Genomic DNA, 23,509 nt, shown 5'->3' with positions numbered 1-23,509 from the left:
GGAGATGGTGTTGAGGAATTACAACGGCTTGGAAGATTTTAATTTTCCTAAGATAAAGATTTCAACCTCAGTAGGCACAGGTCTTGGTGCTTTAGCTGAAGAGATTAACAGAGTATCAGACAAAACAGGCGTTCGTGCGAGTTTTAATGTGCAAACCATAGGAAGCAAACCTATACAAGAAGGTACGACAAGTGATACTTTCGCGATTAATGGTGTAATCATTGGCAAAATATCATATAAAAATAATGATGATAATGGAGCTTTGATTGCTGCTATTAATAGCGTCAAAGACACTACCGGTGTTGAAGCAGCTAAAGATCAAAATGGCAATCTTGTTCTTACTTCTAGAGAGGGTAGGGGTATTAGCATCACAGGTAGTATAGGTGCTGGTGCAGGTATAGCTGTAAATATGTTTGAGAATTACGGACGTCTTTCTTTGGTGAAGAATGATGGTAGGGATATAGCCGTGGGAGGAACTGGTTTTGGTTTTGATTCTGACAAACTCGTTGCTCAAAATTCTATTTCCTTAAGGGAAACTAAGGGTCAAATTTCACAAGTTTTAGCAGAATCCATAGGTTTTAATTCAGTTGATAGACTTGCGAGTATAGAAGTAGGTGTTTCTGCTTTATCAGCTTTAGCTGGGACAGGTTTAAGCCATATCACCACTTTGGTTCATAGTGCCGGTAGTGGTTTGAGCACCTTTGTTACCTCAAGAGTTTCTATGATAGGGCAGATGATAGATATAGGTCCTGGTTTAGGACAACTCTCTACCTTAAGTTTAAGCACAAAAGGTTTTTCAGCACTTTTGACTGTGCTTTCAGCTGTGAGGTTTTCAAATGTATATAGTGTGTCTTTGAGTGCTGTTTCAACTGTAAATGGAGATCTTAAAATTCGAAATTCAGCAGCAGCTACCGGCGGTTTTAGTGTGGCTATCTCAGCTCTTTCTTTGCAAAGAGGGGTTGTGGCAAAAGAGCAAATGGGAGTGAAACAAACAGCCGGAGTTACCACTTTAAAAGGTGCTATGGCAGTTATGGATGTTGCTGAAACTGCTACAACGAATTTGGATCAAATTCGTGCAGATATCGGTTCAGTACAAAACCAACTTCAAGTTACAATCAATAATATCACTGTTACTCAAGTAAATGTGAAAGCTGCTGAATCTACTATTAGAGATGTGGATTTTGCAAGTGAGAGTGCAGCCTTTTCTAAAGCAAATATTCTTGCCCAATCAGGTTCTTATGCTATGAGTCAGGCTAATGCTGTACAACAAAATGTTTTGAGATTGTTGCAGTAATTCTTAAAGCACTTAGTGCTTTAAGAAGCTTTATCAGCTTTAGCTGGGACAGGTTTAAGCCATATCACAAGACTTGTTCATTCAGCAGGTAGCAATCTTAGTACTTTTATTACTTCAAGAGTTTCTATGATAGGACAAATGATAGATATAGGTCCTGGTTTAGGACGAATTTCTACCCTAAGTTTAAGTACCAAAGGTTTTTCTAGTATCGGCAACTCTTTATCAGCTTTGAAATTCTCTTTTGTATATAGTACTACTCTTAGTACTCTTTCAAGTGTCAATGGTGCTCTTAAAATTCGAAATTCAGCTGTTGCTGGTGGTTTAAGTGTAGCTCTAACAGCTATGCCATATCACAAGACTTGTTCACGGAGCTAATAGCAATCTTAGTACTTTTATTACTTCAACAGTGTCTATGATAGGACAAATGATAGATATAGGTCCTGGTTTAGGACGAATTTCTACCCTAAGTTTAAGTACCAAAGGTTTTGCAGGTATTCGCGGTTCTTTATCAGCTTTGAAATTCTCAAATGTATATAGTGTAGGTATGAGCGCACTTTCAAGTGTCAATGGTACTCTTAAAATTCGAAATTCAGCTGTTGCTGCTGCTGGTTTAAGTGTAGCCTAACAGCTATGCCATATCACAAGACTTGTTCACGCAGGTGGTAGCAATCTTAGTACTTTTGTTACCTCAAGAGTTTCTATGATAGGGCAGATGATAGATATAGGTCCTGGTTTAGGACGAATTTCTACCCTAAGTTTAAATACCAAAGGTTTTACAGGTATTTCTGCTTCTTTATCAGCTTTGAAATTCTCTTTTGTATATAGTACTACTCTTAACACTCTTTCAACTGTCAGAGGTGATCTTAAAATTCGAATTTCAAATATTGCTGCTGGTGGTTTAAGTGTAGCCCTAACAGCTGTACTTGGAATACAAAGAGGCACAGAAGCAAAAGATAATATAGGTTCAGTTCAAACAGCCGGAGTTACCACTTTAAAAGGTGCTATGGCAGTTATGGATGTTGACTACAACTAACTTGGTACTATAAAGTAAAATTAAATTACTCCTCGTTTTTCTAGAAGATCTCGTAAAGGTACTATGGTTTTTTTAAGGGTTTCATTTTGCAAGAGAACAAGATTGTGAATTTCATCAATCAAAGCTTCACTTGAATAAATCCACGCTACAAGTTTGTTTTGTTTTTCACTCTCATTTTCTACATTTTGCAGAAATAAAGGAGCAAAAGAGTTTTCATTATGAAAAACAGAAGGTCCTAGAATTTCATTAAGAAAATTATATTTTGAAGTGCCTAATCTGTCTTTGAGTTTATCTATACTATGAAAAATAGTATCAAGGGAATATTTTTGTTTATTAGCTTGAGTGAGAGTAGAGATTTGTTTTCCTACTTTTTTACATTCTTTAATGATAGTTTCACTTTGTCGAATATGTGTTTTAATTTTTTTATAGGAATATAGCATTAGTTCGTTTTGTTTTCTTTTTGGATAAGCTTTAAGTTTTGTAAGGGGTTTTTTTACTTCCTTAGTGAGTAAGTTTTGGCATAGTTCTTTAAAAGGTTTTTCTATCGTCCCTTCTATCCTTGCACCACCTTCTGTGGCATTGTAAATTTTGATGTCTTTTGGAGCAGATTGTACAAGATTGTCAAAAATTTCTTTAAAAAGTTTCCAGATTTCAGTTGTTTGTACAAAACCTTTTCCTCCATAAGCTTTAAGTTTCGTTCTCGGTAAATTTTGAATGCTTTTTTCTTCTCCTCGCGAATAGCCTTTTGAATGAGATGTGCCGTCTTGACTAAAAGCTAAATCCTGTCCTATGAGAATGATATTTTTGTGTTCTAAATACATCGCAAGTTGAAAAGACATATGAGCCACGCTCATTCCGCTAAGTTCTCCAAAACCTTTAGGACGTACATCAACAGAAAAAGGTAAAGAACGAGGTACGAGCATATATTTTCTTTTATTTCTTTCTAAAAATTCTAAACTTGCAGGATGGGTTAAAGTAAGCAAAATAAATAAAATATCATCATCAAATGAACCAAAGTCATTGTCAAAAAAATCAGAAGTTGCACGAATTCTTTCAAGACTTAAAACATAATCAGGTTTAATCTTATGTTTTGCTAAGATAGGATAACTTGCATCAAGACAGAAAATACTAGCTTTTTTAGAATATTTTTTGAGCAAAGGCAGTTGTTTTGTTAGTGAGGGACCTGTTGAAACGATGATGGCAGTTTGTACTTTGCCTTTGCGTTTTGTAAGGAGTTCATCAAAACTTGGACGTATTAGCATTTTTGGCAAATTTTCGGTAAATTGTGCTATACCTTGTAAAGCATCTTTTGGGTCGTTGCCTTGATGGAGTGAAGAGGTGATGATGCTGTTTTTATTTATTGTGTTAATTCTTAGTATATCTTTGTGGTATCTTGCGTAAAAATCGCAGTGTAAATGCAAATAATATGAGCGTAAAAGCAGTTTTAATTCGTTTGATTTAAAGATAACATTTGAAAGTGAAGGGCTAAATTCAGCACTTAGAAGTAAAACCAAGCGACCACTTAAGAGTTCTTGGGTAAAATCTGCTAAGTTTAAAGCCAAAAAGAGAAGTTCAAGTTCTTTTTCAAAAACAATAATTCTTTTAAAATTTTTATTTTGTAATAAAATTTTATACAAATACCCATTTCCTACTCCATAAAAAAACAAGACAGGGTGTGTAATGAAATTTTGATTAATGTGTGCTAAAAAGTTTTCAAGTTCTTCTAGGGGATTTTTATAAAGTTTTTTTTTGGTTTTCATTTCTAAAATATTCAGATTTAAAGGGTCTAAATCAAGCAAGGGTTCAAATTTCTTACTCTCTTTCATTCTTTTAAGCTTACTTAGCAAAGATACATATAATGGCATTTTGAGAGCATTTAAATTTTTTTCAAAAAGTGGCGAACTCTTCATTTTCTTCCTTTAGAACTTTTCTTTTTATTTGTATGATTTGTTTCTTAAATCCACGTTGTTGTAATTCCTTTTCAAGCACAAGTATATTTTTTCTTAGAGCTAATTCTTGAGCTTTGCAGTGTTTGATTGCCATATCGATATAAGAAAAATGTTCATCAATCCACGTCACCTTTTTTTCTAAAGCTTCTTGGCTATTTTTAGGAGAAAAAACATAAATTCGTGCTAAATTGAGTTCAAATTGTATCATAAAAGGAGAAAGTATTTCATATAAATGCAGCGATTTTTCAAGTGCTTTTATCTCATTTTTAACTTCTTCAAGTTCTTGTATAAGTTCTTTGAATGCTTGTTCTTCTGTAAAATTTTTTTTTGCTTGAAGTCTTTGCAAATCTTTTTGGAATTTTTGGCTTAAAGTATGACATTCTTTAATGCTATGTAAAACTTTGGCATACGCTTTGAAAAGGAATTCGTTTTGTTTATGGGTATGAAGGGTTGCTGGAATTTCAAAAACAGGTTTTGTTTCGTTTAATAATTTTTCGCAGAGCTCTTTAAAGGGTTTTTCTTGCATAGTTTCTATCCGCACGCCTCCTTCTGTGGCATTGTAAATATTTCCTTTATAAGCTGCTGATTCGCTTATAATCAAATTAAAAATCATAAGAAACATTCTCCACACTCTATGAGTTAAAACTGTACCTTGCCCTTTATATGCTTGAATTTCAAATTTTTCATCGTAACTCTCATAGTCAGCTTTGTATTGATATTCCTTTGGGTGAGAATCTCCGGTATCTCCAAAAGCTAAATCCTGTCCTATAAAAATAATATTTTCAAAATCCAAAGCCATAGCACTTACCAAACACAGATGGGCTACACTTGCGATTTTATCAAAATAACTAAAATGTTTTAAGTCGCAATAAATATTAAAGCCAAGCAATTTTTGCACAAGTATGTACTTTCTTTCGTATTTTTCGAGATATTCAATGGCTTTTTTATCTATGAGTGAAGTGCAAAGAAAGATGATGTTTTTATCAAAATCCCTGCCAAAATCGTGATGAAAAAATTCGGCTGTTATCTCACTTCTTTCGACCATACAAACATAATCAGGCACAATACCATTCTTTGCAAGTATGCTATAAGCACTATCAGCACAAAAAATAACTGCCTTTTCTTGTACTTCTTTTAAAGTTGTAAGCTGTTTTGTCAGTGAGGGACCTGTTGAAACGATGATGGCTGTCTTAGCTTTAGCCTTTCTTAGTCGTATGAGTTCTTTAAAAGCGGGATTTGTAATCATTTTTGTAAGATTATGCACATAATTTTCTATCCCTTCTAAAGCATCAAGCGGGTCATTACCTCTTGATATTACAGCATTTGCGATAGACTTTGTAAGAAGTTGTGTTGTTGCAAGAATATTTTGACTAAAATGATCTTGGTAGTATTGAGAGTGAATTTCTAAAACAAAGGTGCGACAAAAAACGAAAAAAGCAGTAGTTTCATTGTAGAAATTTGAAAGTTCTGTTTCATTTAAACTTTCTGTATAGAGGATTATCATTCTTTTGCTTTCAAGCTCTTTTGAAAAGTCTAAGAGATGAAAAGACAGATAGAGTATCTCAAGTTCTTGTTCTAAAATAACACAATGGTTGAGATTTTTATTTTGTAATAAGGCTTTGTAGAGGATTCCATTGCCAAAGCCATAAAAATATAAAATTGGGTGCAAGGGATATTTTTCTTGTATCAAATGGAGAGAATTTTGCATTTGACTCAATTCCCCCCCCCCTAGAGTAGAGAAAACTCTTTGTAAGTTTGTCTTTAAAGTTAATATCCAAAGAATCCTGTCCAAATCGCAATTCATATCTTTTCGCCTTTTTTATTTGTTTGAGTTTTTCTTTTAGCTCTTTATTATCAAGAGCCTTAAGATTCTTTTTAAAAAGTTCTTTGTCCATTTTCTGTCCTTAAAAAATTTTCTATGATTTCATTTTGTGCTTTAAGGGCACTTTGAATTTCTTTATAGTAGCGTATTTTTTCTGTTAGAGTTTCGAAAATATTTGTATTTAAAGCTTCAAGTTTAATGCTTTGACACTCAAAATGAAAGCACAGAGCAGTAAAAACTTCAGTATAAAAATTGTGATGATAAAGAGAGGTACTTAGAGTGTCAAGCTGTTTTTCATAGTGCTGCAAAGCTTTAGTATCTGGTTTGTGTTTTGAGAGTTCTTGTGTGGTTTGTTCTAGTATGTGAGTAAATTCTATGAGAAAAGTTTTGGCTTGTGAAAACATATTCTGAAGTTTTTGCATAACTCTTTTTTTAAAAACTTCTTTATCTTTGCAGTGAAAATCCTCTCTTACAATGTTTTTCTTTTTATTGAGAATTTCTTTACAAATTTTTTTAAAAGGTTTTTCTATTGTACCTTCTATCCTTGCGCCACCTTCTGTGCAATTATATGTTGTGATATGAAGTTTTTCTTTTGCTAAAAAAATATCTCTTTGCAAACCCTCACGAAATAAATTCCAAACTAAAGAGCTTTGCACGAAATGTCCTCCCCCATAGCCAAGAGTTCGAAAATTCTCATAATCGCGCTCAAAATCTCCTTTATGCAAGGCTAAATTTTCATATTCCTTGCTGTGTGAAAGCCCTTCTTTGCTGTAAGCTAAATCCTGTCCTATGAAAATAATGTTCTTATGTCTTAAGGCTGCAGCGAGTTCATAAGCCATATTTGCAACACTTGCCCCAACACCAAGGTAGCCAAAATCATCAAGATCAAGTTTGCTTTCAAAATAAAAAGGTCGTAAAACAAGTAGAAATTGTTTTTTTTGCTGTTTTAGGTATATCCTTGAATTTTTATGAGTAAGAGAGGAAAGAATAAAAAAGGTTTTTGTATTGCCATAATCTTTGCAAAAGAATTCAGAGCTTAAAGCAAGTCTCTCTATAGAGAGCACATAATCAGGCACAATACCATTCTTTGCAAGTATGCTATAAGCACTATCAGCACAAAAAATAACTGCCTTTTCTTGTACTTCTTTTAAAGTTGTAAGCTGTTTTGTCAGTGAGGGACCTGTTGAAACGATGATGGCTGTTGGATTTTGAAATCTTTGTCGTGCAATAAATTGTTTAAAAGGTAGGGTATCAAGCATAGTGTCAAGATTTCCTAAAGTATTTTCTATACCAATAAGTGAATCTTTTGGATCATTACCCTTGCTTAGGACAAGAAATTGTATATTTTGAATCATTTTCTTGTGAAATTCTTGTAAAAGAGTGCTTTTTTCATAAAAAGTGCTGTGAATTTGCAAGGTATAAATCCTCACACTTTTTTGTATAAGCTCAACTGAAAAAAGCTTTTCAAAAGTACTCTGCGTGCAGTCTGTAAGTATGATGAGTTTTTTACTAAGAAGCCAAGTGCTAAAATCAAAAAGGTGAAAGGCTAAAGCGAGGAGTTCTAAATGTTCTTCGAAAACGACAAGGTGTTTAATATGTTCTTTCTCAAGTAAAGTTTTATATAACAAACCAGAACCAAAACCATAAAAAAAAAGAGTTGGATAGTATTTATAGTGTTTTTCATAGTTATCAAGGTATTGTAAAAGTTCATCATTTGGATTTTCGTAGAGTTTTGCGCCATTTTGGTATCTGTAATTAAGTCCTTGTTCATTTTGTATGAGTTCAAAGCTGTTACTATGTTTAAATTGTTTTAAAAATTGGGCTTTGTTTGTATCATTTAAAGCTTGAAGATTGTTTTCAAAATTCACAAACCCCACCCATCATCAACTATAAAAGTTTGTCCAGTGATCATTTTACTCTCATCACTTAGCAAAAAGATTAAAGTACCACAAATATCATCAGCTTCAAGCATACCTTTACTTGCACAGCATTTGCGGTAAGCTTCTAAGAAGTTTTGAGGCTGTGCGTCTAAAATCCCTCCGCTTGCTAATGTGTTGATTCTGATATTTGTATTAAAAAGTTCTTTTGCAAGCCACACACCAAGATGATTGATTCCGGCTTTTATCACGCTGTATTCAAGTGAGCTTTGCATAGTAGTGTTTTTATAGTTTTCAAATTTGGGAGCATAAACACCCATAATTGAGCTTAAATTGACGATGTTACCATACCCTTGTTGCTTAAAAAATTTCACAAATTGCGCAGCGATAAAAATAAAACCTCCCAAATGCACTGATAAGTTTTCACAAAGCTGTTCGTATTCAAATTCATAATAGGCTGTTTGTTCCCAATTTTTTCCTACCGGATAGCTTGTATTGACAAAAGAATCAAGATGGGTATATTCTAAACTTGCTTTTTCTATGGCTTGTGTTATGCTTTGTTTTGAAGTGATGTCAAGTTCTAAGGCTAAAAGCTTTTTTTGACTTTGTTTTTCAAGTTCATCTTGTAAAAGCTTCAAGGCTTGTAAGTTTTTATCAGCCATTATAGGTATGCCTTTATTAGCAAGTATTTTTTTGCAAAGCACCCGTCCTATACGACCACAAGCTCCTGCTATGAAAATGTGTTTTCCCTCAAGCATTAAAAATCCTTTGGAGCTAAGTTTTTCTTTGTGATTAAAAATTCAACAAGTTCAAAGTCAAATTCGCTGTCTATATCAAAAGCTGTTGATTCGTCCATTACATAAAGACTTGTTTGCTTTCCAAAAAAATCATCACTCTCTAAGAGTCTTTGACGTTTGAAAATATAAATACTTGCATTCATATCGTAGCATTTTGGGGATTCTTGACGGGTATCAGCTTGTTTTTTCTTACAAAGTTCGACAGAATTGTCCTTTATTTCAACTAAGTTAAAATAAGGATTGCGTCTTGCAGGAGTTGCGGTAATAAGATTTTCTTTCTTTTCTTTTTCAAACAGCTCATAAGCCTTTTGTATATCAGTACTTGATCGAAGTGGGGCACTTGCGTCTAAATCTATGATATTTTCAAAATGTTTGTGAAAATATTCCTCACTTTTTAGAAGGCAGTCGCGTATGGCAAGGATTTTAGCTGCGCTATCACTTGCAAGAGCTTCATCTCGTTTGAAAAACACTTCAGCTCCATAATTGAGAGCAACTTTAGCAATCTCATCGCTATCAGTACTAATGACGATGTGCTCAAAAAGACCAGAATTTTGTGCTTGAATAATGCTGTATGCGATACATTCAAGTCCATTGATTTTTTTGATATTTTTATTTGCCAGACCTTTACTTCCGCCTCTAGCGCAAATGGTGCATAAAACATTAGCCATATCTTTCCCTTATTTCATCGCAAAGTTTGAGTACATTCAAAGCCTCTTTAAGCGTACAGAGTTTTTCATCTTTTTGCAAAAGTTTTTCGTGCATTTTTTGCAATGTTGTAATTGTATCACTTTCAAAGGGTATAATTTCTTTTTTTCCTTCTTTAGTGTAAATTTGGATCTCATTTAAAAGTAAATCAGCTTTAAAACTTTTTTCTGTGGTGTGTATATTAATATATCTTTGTGAGAATTTTGAAAAATAGTCAAGCTGTATATGTACTTTGAAGGTATTAGAGGTTTTATGCGATAGAGCTATAAAAACAAAATCATCGCTATTGATTTGAAGTTCTGAAATTTTTTCTTGCTGTGCAAAATCAAGACGCAAATCCCCAAAAAGAAAAAAGGCTAAGTCAAGCTCGTGAGATAAATCAAGCAAAACGCCACCACCTAGCTCTTTTTTTGCGCTGTAAGAATGAGTGTAATCACTTTGTCTCCAAGTCGGTAAATAGGAGTTGCAAAGTAAATTTGCAAAATACAATTTTTCTGTGGCAAGAAGCTCTTTAAGTGCTGTGATGATGGGATTAAATCTTAATAAATAGGCTATAAAAATATCATTGTGAGTACTTTGAAAACGCAAAGTTTTTTCAAATAAAGGCTTTTCTACAAGTATGGTTTTGCCTTGTATTTTTTTATCAAGTTCTTTAAGAGTATCATAATGAGAGCTTGTTATATTTGCAATGATAAAGAATTCAAATTGATCTAAAGGCACTTCTTCAAGCAAACGGTAGAAAAGATTGATGCTATATTCTTGAAGTTCTGCTTGAGTAATACTTTTTGATACTACTGCCACCTCAATGCCCATTCTTTGTAAGGCAATGCAGTGTTTCTTAGCTATGCTTCCAAAACCTATAATTAAGACTTTCATTTAAATTCCTCATTGGCTCTTTGAAATTCCTCCATTCTTCCTATGTCAATCCAATAGTTTTTAATCATATAAGTATTGACTTTTCCCTGTTGTAGAACTTTTTGTATGAGTTGGGGCATATCAAGGTATTCATTTGTTTTTAAAAGCTTTAAAATTTCAGGTTGGCAAACATAAATCCCAGCACTTACTAAGAATTTTTGTATAGGTTTTTCTTCTATGGTATCAATAAAAGCTTGTTTTTTAGTGATAACACCGTAAGGAATTTGTTGTTCGTATTCGCGTATGCATACTGTCATTAAAGCTTTTGATTTTTTGTGTGCATTGAGGAGTTCGCTAAAATCAAGTTCTGTTAAGATGTCAGCATTCATTACTATAAAACTTTCTTTGAAATTTTCTTTAATAAGACTTAAAGCTCCAGCTGTGCCAAGTTTTTTTCGCTCTTTAATGTAGCGAATTTGTACTCCAAATTCCTGCCCTTTTTTAAAATACTGCTCTATGATTTGTTTCTTATAATTCACGCAAAAAATAAAATTGTCAAAATTCTGTTTGGCAAAATTCTGCACTATGCTCTCCAAAATAGGTTTTTTTCCGACTTTTAACATAGGTTTTGGCGTGTCTTTTGTGAGTTCTTTTAATCTTGTTCCTAAGCCGCCAGCTATTAAGATGATACGATTTGGATGTTTTATGGGGCTTAGGAGTGAGGAGATGGATTTTATAGCTATGACTTCATTTTTTTCATTCAGTACAGGAAAATCATAAATATCATTCTTTGCTGAAAGTTTTAAAAGTTCTTCTTTCTTTGTATTTTCTTTGATTGTAACAGGATTTCTTGTATAAATACCCTCAATACTGCTTTGCAAATTCTTTCCATTAATAAGAGCTTTTCTTATATTAGAATCAGACAAAACCCCTAGCAGTTTTGATTTTGAATCAACAACAATTCCAAGTCTTACCCTTTCACTTCCTATAATTTTTAAAGCTTCCTTAATGCTTGAATTTGGAGTGAGTTTGAGTTTATTTATATCCATCTATACCCTTAATATCAATAAATTCTTTGTGTAAAATTGTAGCCAAATTTGCTTTTTTTAAGCAAGTTTTAATAAAAGCATTAGGATTGCTTGTATTGCTTGCAAAAGGATTGGAACAAGCAGACGCTTTTTCTTGAAATTCAGGGCTTTGAAGTGTTTTAAAGGCTTGTGGTAAATTAGTAATATTTGTATCTATGATGTTTTGGGAGCGAATTCTTCCTTTTTGCCTTATGCCTATATTGATACAAGGAGTTTTAAAAAAAGGTGTTTCTAAAATTCCGCTAGAGGAATTGCCTATAACTGCTTTTGCGATTTTCATAAGGCTAAGATATTTTTGTGAGCCTAAATTCTCAAAGAGTTTTGCTTTTGTTTTATGCCTTGTGCAAAAGTCTGCAAAAAGAGTATTGATGAAGATTCCATTTTCATCAGCGTTTGCTTTTGTAAAAATTAAACTAGCGTTTTTAAGAGTGTTTAAATGCTGTAGCAAAAGCTCAAGATCTTTTTTGCTTTCTTGTTCTAAGGTTACAGGATGGTAGGTGATAAGATAAATATTTTCTTTTAACTGCATTTGCAATTCTTTTTCTAATTCTTTTTTGCTTAAGAATTTCATTGTTTGAATGAGAGGAGCGGCAAGTGAGCCTACAATAAAAATATGTTCTTCTTGTTCGCCAAGTTGTATAAGTCTTTGTTTGTGGGTTTGAGTGCTTACAAAATGCAAATGCGACATCTTAGTAATGCTGTGTCGTATGCTATCATCAATAGCACCTAAAGTAAGTTCTCCTCCACACAGATGAGCTATTGGGATATGAAATAAAAGACACACAGTAGCAAGGGCAAGCATTTCATATCTATCGCCTAGAATTACGACAATATCAGGTTGGAGTTCTTCTACGCATTCGCTAAAACTATGAAAAGCCAAACCCATAGTCTTGCAAAGACTGATTTTATCATCACTTGCAAGAAGAATAGGAATTTTTTTTGTGATGGAAATTTTTTTTTCAATTTCTCTGTAAGTGAGTCCAAATTCAGGGCTTAAGTGTGCCCCTGTAACAATGAGTTGAAGTTCTAAGTCTTTGTCTTTTTGAATTTCCTCACAGAGTTTTTCAAGCAAATACCATTCAGCCCTTGTAGCAGTGCAAACCATAATTTTTCTCCTGTTTTTCTTTGAGGAGTAAAAAGGTTTTTGAATCATTGTTTTATTTCCTTGTATATTTTTTAGAGTGGTTTAGGTTTTACATTTTCTAGTAAAACTATTTGGGATAAGTTTTTTTATAAAAGTTATATTTTGATGATTCTTTAGCATTAAAGTCCTTTGTATGATTATAAGATAAAAATTGTAACTTCTTACTGAGTGTAGAAGTTTATTCGCTTAAAGGTTCATCTTCTTTGTAATTTTTGTTTGCTTTTTTGCCCAAGAATTCTTTATAGCGCATAGGACTAATTCCTTTTCCAGCTCTTTTTGTTGTGAGGTTTTGAGGAGTAAAATATTCGCCTTTTTGAATATCTTTTCTTGCGACAAGACTTTTTCTTGCTATGAAAATGTTTTTTTTCTCACTTTTACTTGCTTTTTTAATGCCATTACCAAAAGCAAGTTCTAGTTCTCTTATACCTTCACAGAGTGCTTTGAGTTCATAAGGCTCTAAACTTGCTCTATGATCTGGTCCTTGCAGAGTTTTGTCTAGAGTAAAATGCTTTTCAATCACCCTTGCACCCATAGCCACAGCAGCTAAAGCTATATTGATACCTTGGGTATGATCAGAATAACCAATTTGAAGTTTAAAAGCGGCTTTTAAAGTATGCAAAGCTTTGAGATTAACTTCGTTGATAGGAGCTGGGTATTGAGTAGTGCAGTGTAAAAGAGTAATATCTTTTGTTTTCATACCATTTTCATACAAGACATTTAAAGCTGCTTCAATTTCAGCTAAATTTGCCATTCCTGTTGAAAGTATGATTTTTTTCTTCAGTTTTGCAATCTTTTCAAGATAAGGTAAGTTGGTGATTTCTCCGCTTGGAATTTTAAAGAGTTTTAATCCTAAACTATGAAGTAAATCTATACTTTCAAGATCAAAAGGGGTTGAAAGAAAAGCTATATTGCATTTTTGAGCGTGCTTGATAAGGCTTTTATGCGCTTTTTCATCAAGCTCAAGTTTTTTAATCATCTCAAACTGACTTTCTTTCTTCTCTGTTGTTTCAAGTTGGTATTTTGCTTTTTTAGCTTTTTTACTCACACAAAGCTCTGCTTTAAAGGTTTGAAATTTGACAAAGTCAGCCCCACACTGGGCTGCTACTTCAATAAGTTTTTTTGCTTTATTGATGTCGCCGTTGTGATTTACTCCTGCTTCTGCTATGATTAAAGTTTTTTTCATACTTTAAACCTTTATTTTTTTATACCTATATAAATATAATGATGAGCACTGCCTTCAAAATCATACAAAGAAAACAAATCGTATTCTCCAAGATACAAAGTTGTAAAAGGTTTAAAAAGACTTGTAAGCTCTTTGGCTTCTTTGATAAAATGGATAAAGCTCTCTTCACAAAGTCTTGCTTTGATTTGTACTTTTCTCATATAAGTATCATTGTTTTGTTCGCTACTGAAAGCAAAATGGTAATTTCTTTCGCTCATCATAGTAGCAAAAAGTATTCCACCTTTTTCTAAAAGCTCATAGAATTCATTAATAGTCTGTTGAAATGAATTGTGTGGAAGGTAGTAAAGGCTTTGGTTTGCAAGTATTATTCGCATTTTTTCACTAAATAAGTCTTTAAAACTTGAATTTGGTTTTATAATCTCACATTTGCCATATCCCCCCCCCCGTTTGACTAACATTTTTTTCCCAAAGTGTTTTGACGCTTGGTACTATGTCTATGCCAAAAGGTTTAAAACCTTTGCTCTGAAAATAGGCAGAATGTACTCCATTGCCACAACCAAAATCAAGTATATTACCACTACAAATACCCAATTTGTATTTTATAATTCTTTCATAAAAGCGAATGATATGTCCATCTGGATAGAGCAGTCCATAACCTTTCTTGTATTTGTCTGTATAAGCTTGTAACGAATTATTCATTTTTTTCCTTTTTTTAATGTTTGTTTTAGAAATTTTGACAACTGAAATTACAGCTTTCATTCCATTGCAATTTTTTAGCTTAATTCATTTTTGAGTTTAAATTCTCCAAATTCATTTTTGTAAAAAAGGTCTGTATTATAGTGTTTCTCTATAATAGCCCAAAATTTTTCTTTACTCATTCCTGTAAGGCGACAAAAATCTTCCACACATTTGTTATCAAGCTTGTGGTCTTTTTCTTTGACGATAGTAATTGCTTGTTCTCTGCTTAAAAGTCCATAACGAACAAACCTAGAAGCATAATCGCTTGCCATTGCGTGTCCAAATTTTGGATATTTCATCCAAGCGTGAAGGATATACCCTATTGTGTCTATTTGGTCAAAATTTTCAGCACAATGACTCCTCTTCCATTCATCTTGCAAATCTGTAAAACCGCGGTTTTTAGCAAAAATATAATTTGCATATGAATTCCATTTGACATAGTAGCTTAGATAGATAGGATCAAGTTTTTCTATATCATCTTTAGCAGGGTTAAAGAAAAGTTGTAAGTCTTGGAGGGAAATTTCATCATCAACAAATTCATTTAAATCTAAATCACTTGCTACGCCGTTTAAGAAAATCTCTTTAGCACTAGGGGTTTCTTTGCAATCCCCCCCCCCATACTCATAACTTACATTTTCGCCATAAACAAGTAAGGGAGTGTTAAATTTTAAAGCCATAGCAAAAGGATAGCTGTAAATAAGTCTGTCGATAAACCAAGTTGGCTTACCGTATTTTTCAAAACTTTTTACCATTACTTTCTTTTGTGTTTTTAAATCAGGTTTGAGACTGATAATATGGCATTTAAAAGTTTCGCTTAGGTTTTGTAAATTTTTCTTTCCAGCTTCTGTTAGAGTAAAATTATCCTCAACACTGAAAAGCACAGGATTCATTCCAAGTTTCTCTTTCATAATATGTACTTGAAAATGCGAATCCTTGCCGCCGCTTACAGCGATAGCGCAGTCATATTCGAATGTGCCATTTCTTTTCCTGTGTGTGTCGCAAAGTTGTTCAAGTTCTTTAAATCTTGCTTTGTAATCAATTTTGTCTTTATTTTTGTGATTTACACAAGCTTGACAAATATTTTTCCCATTCTTGTCTTTTGAGAATAAAATTCCCGGACGCGTATTTGGCATAACACAATAATCGCAATAAATCATTTTTTTCCTTTTTTGTGAAGATTTTTATTTGTTGAATTCTGTTTAGAAGTATGTTTTGATGAAAATTGGGTACTTTTTTGATGTAAATAATTAAAATATTCGTATCTAAAATGAAAAATACTAATCCCCCCCCCCCTGTTAAGCGGTATTTTAAGAAACGATTGTTTGTATGGTTTTGACAAAGTCTTGCAAATTCTGTTTCATCATACACCATTCCACCTATAGAAAAATTCGTGCTTAAAACAGAAAATTTTTGTTTAAAGTCAAAGAGAGTGTCATTATCCCTAAGCCCACCTCCTAAGATGCAAAACTTTGAACCATTCTTATGGGCATATTCGTAAAAAAAGTCCAAAAGTGCGGAATTTGCATTTGATTTTAAAGTATTACCACTTAAGTGATAGTACGAAAAATCTTTGCATAAAAAGAAAGAGGCAAAAGCTAAAGTTTCTCCATTTAAACTCGCTTTTAACACAACGCTCTCTTTGAACTTAAAAAGCTTTTGAAAATACTCCTCATCAAAGAAATAAAATGTATCTGCTTTATTTCTTTGCATAGTAGCATAGTAAAGGCTTTTGAAGTTTAAAGCTTCATTGTTTTTGCAAAATTCTATTTGTAGTTCCTTTCTTGCTTTTTTCACATAAGATTTTATACGAGGGCTGTATTTTTCTCGTATTTTCTCAATACTATCTTGTGTAGGAACTAAAACTATTTTTCTTTCTTTAGCATAAAAATGCAAGTATTGGCTAAAATCGCATTCATTAAAAGGGTGAAAACGAATAAAAAAAGCGATAATTCTTTCTTTTAAAGCCTTTTCTTTTAAAGCTTGTAATGCTTCTTTTAGAAAGGCTTGGTTGTTGGTATTGCAAAAAAATCCGCTGTATCCATAAGGACTTTGAAGGTCATAAACTTGCGAGTTTGGAATGGGACTTTTAATGCCTATGGTTTTAAGTTTTAAATCATCTTTTTGGAAATTAAAGTCGAAAACTTCACCATATAATTTTGCATATTCGGGCTTAAAATAAATGTCGTTTTCAAAACTCATTTGAGGTTTATTGTGAGTTTGAAAGAAAGTTTCAAGGCTAATTTTACTCATTTTCCACGCCTCATAGCGACTTATCCCCCCCCCCAGAGTTTAACTGGTTCTTGCTTTATTCCTTCAACTATGAAAAGCTTGTCTAAAATTTTGCCTTCGCTTTCAACACTAACAATGCTTAAATTAGTACGTTTGAAATCCGGGTCCTTATAGACTTCATCAAGGCTTTGTTCTGTGCAAAAGCGCAAGAATCCTACATTCGTATAAATTCCATTTTTAGGTTCTTGCCACAATCCTTTGCTTTCATCATAACCATAAATTCCAGCAGCAATGGTACTTGAGTAGAATTTCCCGCCAATTTTAAGTTTTTTTATAGCCTTGCTAAAAATATTTTGAGTTTTTAGCAAGTCATTACAAGCTAAGGAGCATACATCAACTATGGCATCAAAACTCTCATCTTTAAATTCATCAAGTTTTTCTAAATAATCTCCTATCTTAAGTTCTTTAATATGATTTTGTAAATTTTCATTGTGCATTCTTTCTTTGAATCTTTCAACTCCTGTTGTACTCCATTCTATCCCACTGACACTAAAACCCTCTCGTGCGCAAAACCATAAATTCGCCCCTGTACCAAGTCCTAATTCAAGGATATGAACATCTGCTCTTTGAGGACTATTGTAAAAATTACGTGCAATAAAACGAATAAAAGATTCACTTGGGTACTTTCCCCATTCTTTGTTTGCAAAAATGTGTTCCCAAAGGGCGCTTTCATTCATATCTTTCTCCTTCTATGATATAAAGCTCGTTGAGTGTTTGTTCTAAATCTTTTGAAATAGTGATTTTTACACTTGTGATTTTATAATTTTTTCCCTCATAGAGCTGTTTAATATCGTCAGTATCGCAGTAGCGAATAACACCTGTAAAAGCATCACTTCCTTGAGTTGGTTTGCAAGAGTGATACCCTAAGCTTTTATCGCTAACAAAGCCGTAATTGTTGAGACTCGGGGTGATAGAAAGGAATTTCCCGCCAATTTTAAGTTTTTTTATAGCTTTTTCTATGATAGTTTTTGTTTTTTCAAAGTCATTGTATGCTAAAGAATATCCATCACACCAAGCATCAAAACTCTCATCTTTAAATTCATCAAGTTTTTCTAAATAATCTCCTATCTTAAGTTCTTTAATATGATTTTGTAAATTTTCATTGTGCATTCTTTCTTTGAATCTTTCAACTCCTGTTGTACTCCATTCTATCCCACTGACACTAAAACCCTCTCGTGCGCAAAACCATAAATTCGCCCCTGTACCAAGTCCTAATTCAAGGATATGAACATCTGCTCTTTGAGGACTATTGTAAAAATTACGTGCAATAAAACGAATAAAAGATTCACTTGGGTACTTTCCCCATTCTTTGTTTGCAAAAATGTGTTCCCAAATTTCAGAATTTGAGCCGGTATTGTCCGATACTTCTGCATTGCTAATATATTTTTTCATTTTTTTCCTTTTCCTTTTTAAAAATCAAATTATAGAGAAATAAAGCTTGTGTTTTCTTTTGATTTTTACATTCTTACACTACTTGGTAAAGAAAGTAGGGTTTGTTCTAAAATTTTTGTATTTGCAAGTGTATCTTTTTGGCATTGTTGGTACATTTTAAGACTTGGCAAACTTTTCCATACAGGACGTACAAGGATTGAATTTTCATAACATTCTTTAATGAAAAGTTCTCTCAATTTGTGTTCTTTAAAAATAAGAGTGTTGAGCCAAAAATTGCTCTTTGTATTTTCAGCCTCATCAACAAAAGTGCAAAATTCATTTTCTGCAAAAAAATTTTTATACAGCTGTGCAAGTTCCCTTTTTTTTGCTAAAAAAAATGTTATATTTTCAAGCCCAGCAACAATGATAGCAGCATTAATATTGCTTAAGCGGTAGTTATAAGCTATATAATCGTGTTCGTATTCATAGGGGTGAGGAAGTTTTGCTGTGGTGCTTAAATGTCTTGCAAAAGTAGCTATTGTCTCATCATCACTCAAAAGCGCACCGCCACAACCTCCTGTGATGATTTTATTGCCATTAAAACTTAGAATTCCGCACTTGCCAAAGGTACCTAAGGCTTTATTATGATAAAAACTTCCTAAGGCTTCGGCTGCATCTTCTATTACAATGATATTGTATTTTTGGCAAAGCTCACTAAGCGTTGTAAGCTCTGCACTCAAACCAAAAGTATGCATTATAATACAAGCCTTAATGTGCTTTTTTGTTGTTTTATTGAAAGTTTTTCCTCCATTTGTAAAACTTTCTTTTTCGAGAAAATTTTGTAAAGCCTCGGGGCTAAGACTAAGGGTTTTTGTATCAACATCTAAAAAAATAGGATTTGCCCCTGTGTAGGCTATGGCATTGGCTGTTGCAACAAAACTAAGGCTTTGAGTAATAACCTCACATTCTTTGTCTATGCCATTTGCAAGTAAAGCTAAATGCAAAGCTGAAGTACCGGAATTTGTGGCTACTGCAAATTTGCTTCCTGTAAATTCTTGCAAATCCTTTTCAAGACGACTCACAAATGCTCCTATACTTGAAACAAAGCCACTTTCAAGGCATTCATTGACATATTGTTTTTCTTTGCCTTGAAAGCAAGGCTCGTGCAGAGGAATTTCTTTTTTTTGAATAAAAAGCTCTTTGATGAAAGCGATTTCTTTTTCAAACATTATAAAGCTCACTTTTGTATCTGTGTAAATTTTCTTTGCAGTATTCAATACTTCTTTGCAATCCTTCTTCAAGGCTAAATTTACTTTGCCATAAGCTGTATTTTTGCAGTTTTGAGCTATCACAACACAGTCTTAAAACCTCGCTGTTTTTTGGACGAATTCTTGCTTTGTCTTGGGTGATTGTTATAGTAGTACCAAGAAGTTTTTGGAGTAGTGAAACAAGCTCAAGTATTGAAATTTCATTGCCACTGCCTATATTAAAGACCTCACCATATTCCTCAAGTTCTAAAAAAGCACATAGTGCTTCACAAGTGTCAAGTACAAAGTTAAAATCCCTTGTAGGGCTTAAATCTCCAAGTTTTAACTCCTTTGCCCCACTTAAAATTTGTGTAATAATAGTAGGGATAATCGCTCTTGCGCTTTGTCTTGGTCCATAAGTATTAAAAGGACGGGCGATGATGAGAGGGAGTTCAAAAGAATGATAGTAGCTTAGTGCCATCATATCGGCTGCAATTTTGCTTGCAGAATAGGGGCTTTGAGGTTGAAGAGGGTGCTTTTCATCAATGGGCACATAACAAGCAGAACCATAGACTTCACTTGTAGAAGTATGTATAAATTTACTTACCCCGTTTTTTAGTGCAGCTTGAAGCATATTTAAAGTACCTTTTATATTGGTATCTACATAGCTTTGCGGGGCTTGATAAGAATAAGGAATGGCGATTAAAGCAGCAAGATGAAAAATAACATCAATCCCGCGAGTTATTTTTTCACAAAGAAAGCTATCGCGTATATCAGCACTTATAACTTCTATGTCTTTTAAAAAAGGGCTTTGTTCAAGATTTCCCCAAAAGTTAAAAGAGTTGTAATAGCTTAAGGCTCTTATTTTATAGCCTTTTTGCAAAAGCATTTCACAAAGATGAGAGCCTATAAAGCCATCAGCACCACTAATGAGAATATGTTTCATCGTTTGCCTTTTTTGTTTGAATTTTCTGTTTGTATTTGTCTAATTTTCTTGCTTGAAGTTCATTTTCAAGTGGATTAATATTTTTAAGCAAAGCTTTTTTCTGGGCGTTGATATGAGCATATGCCATTTGAATAAAATTAAGATGTTCTTTTATCCAAAGTGAGGATTTGTTAAAAGCATATTCAGGTGTTTTTGGTACTAAAACAAAAATTTTAGCTAGATTGAGTTCAAATTGAGTTAAAAAAGGTTGAAAAATTTCATATATATCTTGCATATTTTTAAAATTTTCAAATTGTGTTTTCAATGTATCTATTCTTTCTATTAAGGTATTAGCAGCGTCTAATGCTTTATCGAGTTCTAAATGAGAAAGTTCTGAATACAAGCTGTTGAATTCGTTATATTCTTTTGTAAAAATAAGTTCTAATTCTTCACAATGAAATATAGATTTGTAAATTCTTGCATAAGCTTTCAGTAAGAATTCATTTTGTTTTTCTTTGTCTAAAGGGTTGATTTGAGCAAAAGGTTTTGATATATCTTGCACAAGGAGAGTGTTGCAAAGTTCTTCAAAAGGTTTTTCAATAGTACCTTCGATTCGCAATCCACCCTCTGTAGCATTATAAGTTTTAATGTATGAATGTTTTGTTATGAGAGTTTCAAAATAAGTTTTAAATAAGAGCCAAATTATATGTGTTTTTACAAGCCCTTTGCCACCATAAGCTAGTACTTGGGTGTGTTTATAAATATCTGTTTCATAGTTTGCTTTATTTTGATAATCACTTGGATGAGAATCTCCATTGTCTGCATAAGCTAAATCCTGCCCTATAAGGATAATATTTTTACATCCTAAATTTGCCGCTAATACATAGTTCATATGAGCCACGCTGTATCCTTGAGTACCAAAACCAAATTTATTTTTTAGTCCGCAATAGAGAGCAAAATTTAAAGGCTTCATAGTAAGAATGATTTTTCTTTTTTTTTCTTGTAGGTACTTGATGGCATTTGGATGGATAAAAGTTGCACAAATAAAAGTTATGTCTTTATCAAAATCTCCAAAATCGTGGTTAAAAAATTCAGCTGTAAGTTCTGCTCTTTCAAGCATACATACATAATCAGGTGCGATATTGTTTTTTGCAAGTATGCTATAAGCACTATCAGCACAAATGATAAGAGCTTTTTTTGCATACTTTTTCAACAGCGGAAGTTGTTTTGTAAGTGAGGGTCCTGTTGATACTATAATGGCGGTTTGGCTTAAATTTTTTCTTTTGTGTATAAGGTCTTCGTAGCAAGGATTTGTTATCATAATGGGAAGATTAAATACAAATTGTTCTATACCTTGTAGGGAATCAAGAGGGTCATTTCCATTATGTGAAATAGCCTCTTTAAAATTTTCTATGAGGTTTTTATTCACTTGTAGTACATCATCTTTAAACTGTTCATAGTAATCGCTTGTAAGTTCTAAAAAATACAATCTTGAAAATTGAAAACTTAAAGTGCTATGACAAAGAATATGAAAATGTTCTTGTGTGAGTGTATTTGTATTAAGCAATATAAGTCTATCGTTTTGAAGTTCTGTTGAAAAATCAAGAAGATGAAAGATAAGCCAAGGTATTTCTAGGTCATTTTCAAAAACGATGAAGTGTTTATGGTTTTGATTTTGCAAAAGAGCTTTAAATAATATGCCATTGCCAAAGCCATAAAAATACAATACAGGATATAAAGGATAGTTTTCATTGTACTTTGCAAGCAAGCAATCAAGCTCCTTTAATGTGTTTTTATACAAGCACCCCCCCCCATTCGTATTTTTAAGATTTATATCTAAACTATCTTGTCCTAAAAGGAGTTCAAATTTCGTATCTTGTATTTGCAAAAAAACTTCTTTTAATTTTAAGTCTTTTAAAGAGTTGAGATTTTTTTCAAAAATATCCTTTTGCATTGCATTAAAATTCATTACTTCCTCCGTAGATTCTAATTTATAGTTTTTGTTTAAAATTGTTATTACTTTGTAAGACAGCAGTGTTCATTTTATTCAGATTCTATGATTTATAAACTCTGTGTTTATATAAAATCCCCTTCTTTTAAAGCCATACCAAATTCTAAATCTTTACTTGCTTTTTTGCCAAGTATCTTTTGTAAAAATTTAGGATGAAGTCCATAATTTGGACGTACAGATTGTATAGAATCCTGACTAAAGCATTCACCTTTTTTAAGCGATTTGCTGACATATAAACTTCTTGCAAAAATACGGTTTTTCCGAGTCTTATCATCTAAAGCAAGTGAGCCTGTACCTAAAGCACTCTCAGCCTCTCTTATAGTTTGAACTAAAGTTTGAAATTCTGTAAAGTCAAGACTAAAGGCTTTATCTTCACTTTGAATACTTTTATCTAGTATAAAATGCTTTTCTATTACCCTTGCACCTAAAGCTACTGCCATAGTACAAGCTAAAGTACCAAGACTATGGTCGCTTAAACCTACTTCTACCTTAAAGGTATCTTGTAAGGTGGTTAAAGCCTGTAAATTCATATCACTTAACAGAGCAGGGTAGGCTGAAGTGCATTTTAATAAAATGAGTTGAGTATTCTTTTCTTCTTGAAAAATGGCGATAATTCTTTGCAATTCTTCTTCATCGACAATACCTGTGGAAACTAAAGTAGGTTTCTTTTCTTTTGCTATAAAGCGCACAAAATTTTCATCATTTGCTTCAAAAGAAGCTATTTTATAAGCAGGGGGATCAAATCTACGCAAGAATTCTACATCTTTTTTTGCAAAAGGACTTGAAAAACAGAGCAAACCTTCATCTTGTGCTACTTCGAAAAGTTGAGAATGCCATTCATAAGGAGTTTTTCCATTTTCATACAATTCAAAAAATTTTCTGCCCTTCCAAGGTCCATCTTTAATGATAAAATCATCATTATCACAATCAAGAGTGAGGCTTTCAGGAGTGTAGGTTTGAAGTTTAATCGCATCAGCACCAGCTTTTTTTGCTGCTTTTATTGTTTTTAAAGCCGTATCTAAACTTCCGCCGTGATTTGTACTTAGTTCAGCTATAATTAAAACTTTTTCAGCTGTATCAAAATTTCCTATGCGCATTTTTTCCTTCTTAAAATTAAAAAGTATTATATCGACTTTTTTAACAAAACAATGAGTTTTTATAAAAAGATAGGCGCAACAATA

At 32.9% G+C, this 23,509-nt stretch carries 23 protein-coding genes; 4 read left to right on the top strand and 19 right to left on the bottom strand.

From position 1 onward, the window contains the following. The 4 genes from OQH62_RS07665 to OQH62_RS07650 form a co-directional block, all read left to right on the top strand. The coding region (locus OQH62_RS07665) for a flagellin (protein WP_266015902.1) at positions 1-1,294 on the top strand (1,294 nt) is incomplete at its 5' end. 126 nt (positions 1,295-1,420) lie between these two features. Beyond that, positions 1,421-1,669: a hypothetical protein gene (locus OQH62_RS07660; protein WP_266015901.1), complete on the top strand. Its 249-nt coding sequence runs from the start codon at positions 1,421-1,423 to the stop codon at positions 1,667-1,669. Between the two features lie 49 nt (positions 1,670-1,718). After that, the gene (locus OQH62_RS07655; RefSeq protein ID WP_266015900.1) at positions 1,719-1,919 is read left to right on the top strand and encodes a hypothetical protein; all 201 of its coding nucleotides are present in this window, start codon (positions 1,719-1,721) and stop codon (positions 1,917-1,919) included. A gap of 75 nt (positions 1,920-1,994) precedes the next feature. Further along, positions 1,995-2,327: a hypothetical protein gene (locus tag OQH62_RS07650; protein ID WP_266015899.1), complete on the top strand. Its 333-nt coding sequence runs from the start codon at positions 1,995-1,997 to the stop codon at positions 2,325-2,327. Positions 2,328-2,347: 20 nt separating this feature from the next. Here the strand turns inward: OQH62_RS07650 and OQH62_RS07645 are convergent, their stop codons facing one another. The 19 genes from OQH62_RS07645 to pseI form a co-directional block, all read right to left on the bottom strand. Next, positions 2,348-4,237, bottom strand: coding sequence for a motility associated factor glycosyltransferase family protein (locus OQH62_RS07645; protein WP_266015898.1), 1,890 nt, complete (start codon positions 4,235-4,237; stop codon positions 2,348-2,350). Then, entirely contained in the window at positions 4,215-6,080 is a 1,866-nt protein-coding gene (locus tag OQH62_RS07640; RefSeq protein WP_266015897.1) for a motility associated factor glycosyltransferase family protein, read from the bottom strand. The genes OQH62_RS07645 and OQH62_RS07640 overlap by 23 nt, the downstream gene beginning before the upstream one ends. 71 nt (positions 6,081-6,151) lie before the next feature. Then, on the bottom strand, positions 6,152-7,966 hold the full coding sequence (locus OQH62_RS07635; protein WP_266015896.1) for a 6-hydroxymethylpterin diphosphokinase MptE-like protein: 1,815 nt from the start codon (positions 7,964-7,966) through the stop codon (positions 6,152-6,154). After that, positions 7,963-8,733, bottom strand: coding sequence for an oxidoreductase (locus OQH62_RS07630; protein WP_266015895.1), 771 nt, complete (start codon positions 8,731-8,733; stop codon positions 7,963-7,965). Before OQH62_RS07630 ends, OQH62_RS07635 begins: the two co-directional genes overlap by 4 nt. Next, complete coding sequence (locus OQH62_RS07625; RefSeq protein WP_266015894.1) at positions 8,733-9,440, bottom strand: acylneuraminate cytidylyltransferase family protein; 708 nt, start codon at positions 9,438-9,440, stop codon at positions 8,733-8,735. Before OQH62_RS07625 ends, OQH62_RS07630 begins: the two co-directional genes overlap by 1 nt. After that, entirely contained in the window at positions 9,433-10,353 is a 921-nt protein-coding gene (locus OQH62_RS07620; protein WP_266015893.1) for a Gfo/Idh/MocA family protein, read from the bottom strand. The genes OQH62_RS07625 and OQH62_RS07620 overlap by 8 nt, the downstream gene beginning before the upstream one ends. Further along, positions 10,350-11,381, bottom strand: coding sequence for a nucleotidyltransferase family protein (locus OQH62_RS07615; RefSeq protein WP_266015892.1), 1,032 nt, complete (start codon positions 11,379-11,381; stop codon positions 10,350-10,352). The genes OQH62_RS07620 and OQH62_RS07615 overlap by 4 nt, the downstream gene beginning before the upstream one ends. Continuing rightward, positions 11,368-12,573 carry a UDP-N-acetylglucosamine 2-epimerase gene (neuC, locus tag OQH62_RS07610; RefSeq protein WP_266015891.1) on the bottom strand — a complete coding sequence of 402 codons (1,206 nt, stop codon included), beginning with the start codon at positions 12,571-12,573 and terminating at the stop codon, positions 11,368-11,370. Before neuC ends, OQH62_RS07615 begins: the two co-directional genes overlap by 14 nt. Before the next feature lie 169 nt (positions 12,574-12,742). Further along, a complete protein-coding gene (gene neuB, locus OQH62_RS07605) occupies positions 12,743-13,747 on the bottom strand; it encodes an N-acetylneuraminate synthase (RefSeq protein ID WP_266015890.1) in 1,005 nt (334 codons plus the stop codon). 11 nt (positions 13,748-13,758) lie between these two features. Further along, entirely contained in the window at positions 13,759-14,205 is a 447-nt protein-coding gene (locus OQH62_RS07600) for a methyltransferase (protein WP_266015889.1), read from the bottom strand. Beyond that, entirely contained in the window at positions 14,168-14,446 is a 279-nt protein-coding gene (locus OQH62_RS07595; protein WP_266015888.1) for a methyltransferase, read from the bottom strand. Before OQH62_RS07595 ends, OQH62_RS07600 begins: the two co-directional genes overlap by 38 nt. 74 nt (positions 14,447-14,520) lie before the next feature. Continuing rightward, on the bottom strand, positions 14,521-15,642 hold the full coding sequence (locus OQH62_RS07590) for an N-acetyl sugar amidotransferase (protein WP_266015887.1): 1,122 nt from the start codon (positions 15,640-15,642) through the stop codon (positions 14,521-14,523). Continuing rightward, positions 15,533-16,735, bottom strand: a complete 1,203-nt coding sequence (locus OQH62_RS07585; protein WP_266015886.1) for a hypothetical protein — start codon at positions 16,733-16,735, stop codon at positions 15,533-15,535. The genes OQH62_RS07590 and OQH62_RS07585 overlap by 110 nt, the downstream gene beginning before the upstream one ends. A gap of 20 nt (positions 16,736-16,755) precedes the next feature. Then, complete coding sequence (locus OQH62_RS07580; protein WP_266015885.1) at positions 16,756-17,451, bottom strand: class I SAM-dependent methyltransferase; 696 nt, start codon at positions 17,449-17,451, stop codon at positions 16,756-16,758. After that, the gene (locus OQH62_RS07575; protein WP_266015884.1) at positions 17,444-18,166 is read right to left on the bottom strand and encodes a class I SAM-dependent methyltransferase; all 723 of its coding nucleotides are present in this window, start codon (positions 18,164-18,166) and stop codon (positions 17,444-17,446) included. Before OQH62_RS07575 ends, OQH62_RS07580 begins: the two co-directional genes overlap by 8 nt. 65 nt (positions 18,167-18,231) lie before the next feature. Continuing rightward, positions 18,232-19,374 (bottom strand): LegC family aminotransferase, encoded by a 1,143-nt coding sequence (locus tag OQH62_RS07570; protein ID WP_266015883.1) that lies wholly within the window; start codon positions 19,372-19,374, stop codon positions 18,232-18,234. Beyond that, the gene (locus tag OQH62_RS07565; protein WP_266015882.1) at positions 19,367-20,338 is read right to left on the bottom strand and encodes an SDR family NAD(P)-dependent oxidoreductase; all 972 of its coding nucleotides are present in this window, start codon (positions 20,336-20,338) and stop codon (positions 19,367-19,369) included. Before OQH62_RS07565 ends, OQH62_RS07570 begins: the two co-directional genes overlap by 8 nt. Then, positions 20,319-22,286, bottom strand: a complete 1,968-nt coding sequence (locus OQH62_RS07560; protein ID WP_266015881.1) for a motility associated factor glycosyltransferase family protein — start codon at positions 22,284-22,286, stop codon at positions 20,319-20,321. The genes OQH62_RS07565 and OQH62_RS07560 overlap by 20 nt, the downstream gene beginning before the upstream one ends. Before the next feature lie 107 nt (positions 22,287-22,393). After that, the gene (gene pseI, locus OQH62_RS07555; protein ID WP_266015880.1) at positions 22,394-23,425 is read right to left on the bottom strand and encodes a pseudaminic acid synthase; all 1,032 of its coding nucleotides are present in this window, start codon (positions 23,423-23,425) and stop codon (positions 22,394-22,396) included. Positions 23,426-23,509: the final 84 nt, after the last annotated feature.

The organism is Campylobacter sp. MIT 21-1684 (assembly GCF_026241315.1).
GTDB lineage: Bacteria > Campylobacterota > Campylobacteria > Campylobacterales > Campylobacteraceae > Campylobacter_D.
Note: the sequence above shows the minus strand (reverse complement) of the source record. Positions and strands in the feature narration are given on the sequence as shown.